Origin of the sequence: Mesorhizobium sp. M7A.F.Ca.US.014.04.1.1, from assembly GCF_003998745.1 — a bacterium.
Classification (GTDB): Bacteria; Pseudomonadota; Alphaproteobacteria; order Rhizobiales; family Rhizobiaceae; genus Mesorhizobium; species Mesorhizobium ciceri.
In genome coordinates, this window is record NZ_RZRW01000344.1 from 1 (window position 1) to 6410 (window position 6410).

The 6410-nt window shown below is 58.3% G+C and carries 5 protein-coding genes and 1 pseudogene; 3 read left to right on the forward strand and 3 right to left on the reverse strand.

Annotated elements, in window-relative coordinates; genetic code table 11:
* Together EOA22_RS37735 and EOA22_RS21360 are read left to right on the forward strand one after the other, a co-directional pair.
* Positions 1-636 (forward strand): acyltransferase family protein (locus EOA22_RS37735; RefSeq protein ID WP_206521309.1); only part of this gene is annotated, 636 nt, incomplete at its 5' end.
* 221 nt (positions 637-857) lie between these two features.
* Positions 858-1868 carry a glycosyltransferase family A protein gene (locus EOA22_RS21360; protein ID WP_024505411.1) on the forward strand — a complete coding sequence of 337 codons (1011 nt, stop codon included), beginning with the start codon at positions 858-860 and terminating at the stop codon, positions 1866-1868.
* Positions 1869-1916: 48 nt separating this feature from the next.
* On the opposite strand, the gene EOA22_RS21365 is transcribed toward EOA22_RS21360, so the two are convergent.
* The 3 genes from EOA22_RS21365 to EOA22_RS21375 form a co-directional block, all read right to left on the reverse strand.
* Positions 1917-2819 carry a glycosyltransferase family 4 protein gene (locus EOA22_RS21365; protein WP_164753915.1) on the reverse strand — a complete coding sequence of 301 codons (903 nt, stop codon included), beginning with the start codon at positions 2817-2819 and terminating at the stop codon, positions 1917-1919.
* A gap of 404 nt (positions 2820-3223) precedes the next feature.
* The gene (locus EOA22_RS21370; RefSeq protein ID WP_127390204.1) at positions 3224-4717 is read right to left on the reverse strand and encodes a lipopolysaccharide biosynthesis protein; all 1494 of its coding nucleotides are present in this window, start codon (positions 4715-4717) and stop codon (positions 3224-3226) included.
* A complete protein-coding gene (locus EOA22_RS21375) occupies positions 4714-5817 on the reverse strand; it encodes a hypothetical protein (protein WP_245478665.1) in 1104 nt (367 codons plus the stop codon). The genes EOA22_RS21370 and EOA22_RS21375 overlap by 4 nt, the downstream gene beginning before the upstream one ends.
* Positions 5818-6182: 365 nt before the next feature.
* Here EOA22_RS21375 and EOA22_RS21380 point away from each other — a divergent pair.
* Positions 6183-6410 (forward strand): annotated as a pseudogene (locus tag EOA22_RS21380) (hypothetical protein); the annotation flags it as partial.

Consider the following 6410-nt stretch of genomic DNA (forward strand, 5'->3'; position numbering starts at 1 on the left):
TTGCTGGTAATCGTCGAATTCAGCCTGATCATCGCAGCTTTCCAACTCGTCAGCGTGAAATATGGGATCCTCTATTCCGCCGCCTTCGCGGTTCTTCTTGCGGTCGCGGGCGAGACATCAAGCATTGAGAACCCCATTTTCGTATTTTACACCAATCCGATCCTGATCGATTTCGCTTTCGGCATCGTCATCTTCAAGCTTTCCAACTCCGGGCTGTTCCCTTTCAAACTGCCGTGGAGCGGGGCCGTTACCCTCGCGGCGGCGGCAGTCGCCTTCGGAGCCTTAGCAGCAGTCTTGCGTCCTTTCTGTTGGCCGGCGCTGCCCCGTCTCCTCGCGCTCGGCATGCCGATGTCGGTCCTGTTGCTGGGGGTTGTCGCTCTGGAGCAGCTCGGTGTCTTCAGCGACTCCAAGCTCTTGAACTTTCTCGCCAAATGCACTTATGCGATCTACTTGACCCACTGGTTCGTGGCTATCGTATCCGAGAAGCTCGTTGCCGAAAGCGGAGATTCGGCGCGGCTCGCCTCGGTGCTGTTGTTCGTGACGCCCATGGCCGTCACCTGCGTTTCGGTGCTGGTTTATCTTTTTGCTGAAGTGCCGCTGACCCGATATCTCTCCGGCCGCTTCACAGACAGCTGAATGAGACGGAGAGGCTGGCGATGAGGTTGCACCTCCCCCTACGCCTTTGGTCGATTGTCATCCCCTAGCCTTTTAGACGGCATGACCTTCCAGCCGATTTGTTGGAGGATGGGCCCGGAAACCAAGTCTTTGTCCTCGATCGTGGCGTGGTGCCTGTGCTGGCCCACATCAGGTCGCTCCGATAACCGAGGCGACCAATCAGGTAAGGGGAGCCTGTGCTGATGCCCAGCATCAATGTAGTCATACCCTGCTACAACGCTGATCGGTTCCTCGCGCAATGTATACGCAGTGTGCTTTCGCAAGGCATCGACGATCTCCGGATTGTTGTTATCGATAACGCGTCAACAGACGACAGCGTGGAAGTGGCACGCCGACTTGCCGCCCAAGACAGCCGGGTTGAAGTCGTGTGCCACGCCAGGAATGTAGGGCCAATTGCGTCCTTCAACGAAGGCGTCGAGCTTGCGCGAGGAGACTACTTCATCCTTTTGTGCGCCGACGATCTCCTGACAGACGGCTCGCTCCAACGCGCCGTTGATGTCCTCGAAAGCAATCCTGGGGCTGCTTTCGCCATAGGGTCTGATCTCAGCATGATCGAGGGGAAGGATTTTGCCGAACCAAGTCAACCAGATGGATGGCGCGTAACGGCGGGTGCCCGGTTCATTGAAGACTGTTGTCGTCATCTGGGCCATCTGGGAGTGTCCCTGGCCTTGGGAGCGGTGCTGGTCAGGATGACTGCGCAAAAGGCGGTGGGTCACTACCGTGCGTCACTCGCGCACGCGCCCGATTTGGAGATGGTGCTTCGCCTCGCGCGGTTGGGTTCAATCGTGGAATTCGAGGGCGCGCTCGGTATCCGACGCGTGCATGCAGCACAAATAACGGTGGTCCACTTTTCGGACAAATTAACGCAATTGAAAGAACGAGAGGCGGTATTCGCCAGCTTCTTCTCGTGCGAAGGCGCTGCCATGCCGGCGGCATCGGGGCTTCGTCGCATGGCAATGCGCCGGGTTGCCGATGCCGCTTATTGGTCGGCAGTCTCTCATATTGTCCGAGGAAGGACCGCTTGTGGCGTCGAATTGCTTAGATATAGCTTTTCGCTGTCTCCGATATTGAGGCTGTTTCCGCCGCTGGGCCATCTTTATCGAACGAAGGGCGCCGTCAGACGGGCCTTGGCAGTGGTTTCCGGTCGGTCGGGCTCGTCCACCCGCCAAGTGGAGCATGCGGATACAGCATAGTGCTGATCAAATCCTGTCGAGTGCCACTTTAGAGAGGCGCCCGCCTCCCTACACCATTTGTGATGACAAGCTGCTATCAGCCACCTGGCCTGCCTTGCGGAGCCAAGACAGGAACGGGCCATAGCACACATCGCAGGAAAAGAGGCTGGCGAATACATGCGCGGTACCCTCGGATTTCTGACGCCGAAGTTCCGCATTGCTTAACAGCGCGATGACCGCCTGTGCAAAGTCTGCACCACCATTGGCCACGATCGCTCCCTCATCAAGTTGGTGGGGGTCACCTGCGTCCACACCTATCGAGGTCGTCACGAGGGGGCGGCCGTAAGACATGGCCTCGGCCACCTTTATCTTGACGCCGGCGCTGCCGGAAACGAGCGGGGCCACGACAAGCTGGGCGCGCCTATATTCGGGAGCGAGGTCCGGGAGCGCTCCCACACACTCCAGGCCGGCCGCCGGCGTAACCTCACATGTGAAGGCGGCGGTTCCGACGATGCGAACCCTTGCCGTGGGGCATGAGGTTCGAACAGTTGGCCAGACCTCCTTCAGGAACCACGACAGTGCGGCACGATTTGGCTCTGTGGCATTCCCGACGAAGAGAACGATGGGCTCATTGCTGTCGGGTTGCTTTTCGTGATTGTCGAAGCCCATGCCAAGAGAGATCACGCGTGTCACCCCGAGATGGTTGCGGGCGTAGGAGGCGTCATCCTTGCTGTTGAAACCGACACACTCTGCCGCCTTCAGCGAGTTTGACAATCTCTTTTCCTCGGTCCAATTCTTGTCCGGGCCGGGGGTTGCGCCGGCCTCCCAGCGCGCTGCCCCGTTGCGGTGCTGAAGATGGCCAACAAGTGAGAAAACCCTGTTACCGTTGCGGGAGAGGCCAGGGGCGAAATGCACGGCATCGTGGAACAGTATGACGGCGTCCGGCCGTCCAGCTTCGATACGGTCAAGCACCCACTGAGTCTCTCCCTCGGAAAAGTTCTGGTCCGTCGTTGGGGAAACAGGTGCGGTCTTCCGTCCAAGGAACGATCCGGCCAGATGCCCGGACCGAAGCAACTCCGTGGATAGAAATGTTCTCTGGCCCAATCTGATACTTCGACGAACCTGCCACGAAGAAAACTGCTCTATTTCATATACGCTCCTACAGACTGGACTCCTTCGGCCGCGCGCTATGTTGGATACATACCCGTGTACCTCGTGGCCGGACTTCAGGAGATATCGCCCGAACGCCTGGATATAGGCGCCGTCTCCGCCGAAGAACGCGTCGTACGGATAGCTATGGACGATTGCTATACTGGCCATTTGCCCTCCAAAAAGCTTCTCTCTCGGGCCTTCGCCGGTCGAAGTCGCGGGCTGCGTCAAGCGCCGGCCCGCGCCTCGCCTCGAAAGCCCAGCAGCACATCCTGAAACAGCTTGAGCTGCCCCAAGACGAACAGCAAGACGAATGCATAGATACTCATCAGAACCAGCCCGCCAGCCGCGAGCCGCAGAAGCGAAGGAACCTCCGGGCCGAGATAGCGCTGCACTGCCAGCGCACCCACCGAGGCCACGATGCCGGCCATCCATGGCCTCATGATCGTCCGCAACAGATCCCCGACTGAAACCGGCGTTCCGTGCAGGCTCCACACCAGGTGTGGATAGAGCCAGAGCACCAGCGCCGTCGAGTAGCTCAGTGCAACGCCCTCGGGGCCGAAGGAGATTCCTGCGCAGTAGGAAGTGATGACGAGAGGGGCGATGGCGAAAGCCAGATACAGGCTGCGCTTCTGCTTGCCGGTCGAGATGAGCAGCCAATATGTAGGGTTGATGATCCCGAACACCAAGATGGTAGGCGTGAGCAGCCGGAAGATGGTCGCCGCCCCCGTCCATTGCGAGCCCAGCACCACGGTGATGATCTCATGTGCGAACAGGAACGAGAACATTGTGATGGGAACCGTCACCGCGATGACGATCGAATATCCCTTGAGGTAGAAGTTCCGCAACCGCGCGGGATCATGCTGCATTCGTGACAACGCCGAGAACAGTACCGCACCGACGGCGCTGTTGATGGTCGCCGTAGGGATGCCAATCAGCTGGAAGGCCCGGGTATACAATCCGAGCGACGCAGCGCCCCAGAGCCGCCCGAGAAGGACTTTCTCCACATTGTAGCCAATATAGACAACGAGGTTGTTCAGCGTGACGATTCCACCGAAATGCAAGAGCGAGCGAATATTGGCGCCGCGTCGAGGCCATCCAGGAATCCACCCGGTGGCGATCCAGCAGCCCAGGCTGTTGATTGCCGGCGAGATAAGTGTCGGGGCGATCAGTGCCCAGTAGCCGTAGCCACGCAACGCGAGCAGCACACCGGACAGGATGCCCACGCACAGGGCACCCGTTTCGATCGCGCTGAGTGTGACATAACGCAAGTCGCGCTCGATCAGAGCGGCATGTTGCACGCCGGCCGCGTTAAGCAGGAAAGCTGGAGCGACCGCGATGGCGATCCTGAGTAGACGCGGCTCATGGTAGAAGGCTGATATCGTGTAGGCACTCGCGGCGCAGAGCAGCGCGAGAAAGACCCCTACCAGTATGTTGATCCAGAACAGTGCCGAAACCTGGTCAAACGAAATCTCATGCTTTTGGATGGTAGCGGAGGAAAGCCCGGCGGTGGTGAAGACGTCGAAAATGCCTGTGAGTGCCACCACCATCGCGACCAGGCCGAAATCGTCAGGGCTGAGCAGGCGTGCCAGGATGGCAATATAGCCCACCCTGAGAATCAGGTTCACCCCCTGGCTCACCATCCTGGCGACGCCACTTTGAATGGCTTCCCTTTTAAGGTTGCGGGGTTCGCCTTTGGCACTGAGGGCCTTGTGGGTCATGTATCACTGGCTGCATACGCGCTTGTTTCCGTTTGAGCTGCCGTAGCATGCCCCATGTGAGCGATTGCCTCGCCAGGCACCCGTTCCAGCCAACTTTCTCGCCACCAGGGATAGACGGCTCTTGGGCACTGCATCCGGCAATCGCTATACCTCGAATTGCACCAGACTTTCTCCAGGATGACCGCCGGTCCCCTGAGCCGGTTGAGAAGTCCGGTCTTTTCATTGACAAACGCTGTTACTCGCGACCGGACCCTGAAAGTATGGTCGCAATAGGGGACCATCTCAGCGTCGAAATACAGGCCACGGTTCTTATTATCCGTGTCTAGGGTCTTGAGGATTTCTTCATAGGACTTAACCCTGATCAGCTCCCCCGGTTGGAGATCAAGCTTGATGGTTGGAACCGGCTGGCCGGCAGGTATCGATCCCCGATATCGTGGGAATGAAACGCCACCGTAAATGTGCTGCACCTTGTCATACAGCCAGCTGACAATCACGGAGAGCCTCCCGAGATGCAGACGGCCCATGTAGTGATAGATACTGAATACTGCTGCATAGATGAATCCGACCAGGAGACGCTTTTTGCTGGCGTTTCCCGATGCATAATCTTCCACATACTGCCGGGCATCCCACCAAGAAAGTGGGGTGGTCGCATCCAGAAGTTCTGTGGCTTGGCATGAGTATCTCGGACCACCTGAAAGTGGCTGGCTCTTGGCGCGCGTACCAGCCAGCACGTCGCTTTCCGTGCAACCTTTTCCATTCGCCGCGTTGGTTCGCGGCGCGATTGCTTCGTCCGAGGACGCCACAGGCCTGAGCCATGCCTCTTTCCAGAAGACCAGGCACGCTGCCTGACAACCTCCAAACGCGTTGCCGTCGCACCTCAGGTTTTCAAGATGGATGCCTCCGGATAACTTGCGTCCGCCAGCAAAATTGATCGTGTCACATGTCTTGTGCGCGCGCTTGTAAACACGAAAGCGGTGACCACAATATTGAAACATCTGTGGCATGAAAGGAAGCTCCTCAAGTCGACCATTTCTGTCGAGCGTAAGAAGGATTTCTTCCTTGGACCGAATCTCTACCCAGTCGCCGACCCTCAGTGACATGCAGCACTCCCGTCCACAGCGCGCTCCGCAACCAATGTCATTTGCCTAGTGCCGTACCATAGCATCCCTGGAATCCGACAGCCGTCCCCGAATTAGCGGTAGCTACCTTCCACTTTTGACGGAGTGGAGCCATCGCTGTCACATCACTACGATCCTTCTCTCGGACCCGAACGGTCTCAAAGGCATTTGGGCGGGCTGGTAAGGGTTAGGTGCGGTCGGGTGGAGGCCAGTCCAAATAGGCTGTCCCATGACCGCCGTCAAAAGGGGTAACGAGAGCCCGCGCTCAACCGTATGGGCAAATTGCGCGAAGTGTGTGCAGTCCCCACTATCCCGGATCTCGAAATCGGGCAGGGAGGCTTGTTGCCGTGTCGTTTCGTCTCGCAATCGTTGCAGCCTGCCTGCTGGCAACAGCCGCGCCTGCATCAGCCGATTTCCTCTGGGGCATCAATGGCCATCCAATAGTCTCCTATCCGGGCATTCCGGTGGAAAGGCAACTCGACTTCATCAAGGATCTCGGCCTGAAATCGTACCGCGTCAACGTTTCAGGCGTGGACAACGCGGATATGCTCTCCAACCTCGTCGACGCCGGGAAG

Bases quoted from the DNA above. Each gene is read 5' to 3' on its own strand.
- EOA22_RS21360 (WP_024505411.1), top strand. From the start codon at position 858: ATGCCCAGCATCAATGTAGTCATACCCTGCTACAACGCTGATCGGTTC.
- EOA22_RS21370 (WP_127390204.1), bottom strand. From the start codon at position 4,717: ATGACCCACAAGGCCCTCAGTGCCAAAGGCGAACCCCGCAACCTTAAA.
- EOA22_RS21375 (WP_245478665.1), bottom strand. From the start codon at position 5,817: ATGTCACTGAGGGTCGGCGACTGGGTAGAGATTCGGTCCAAGGAAGAA.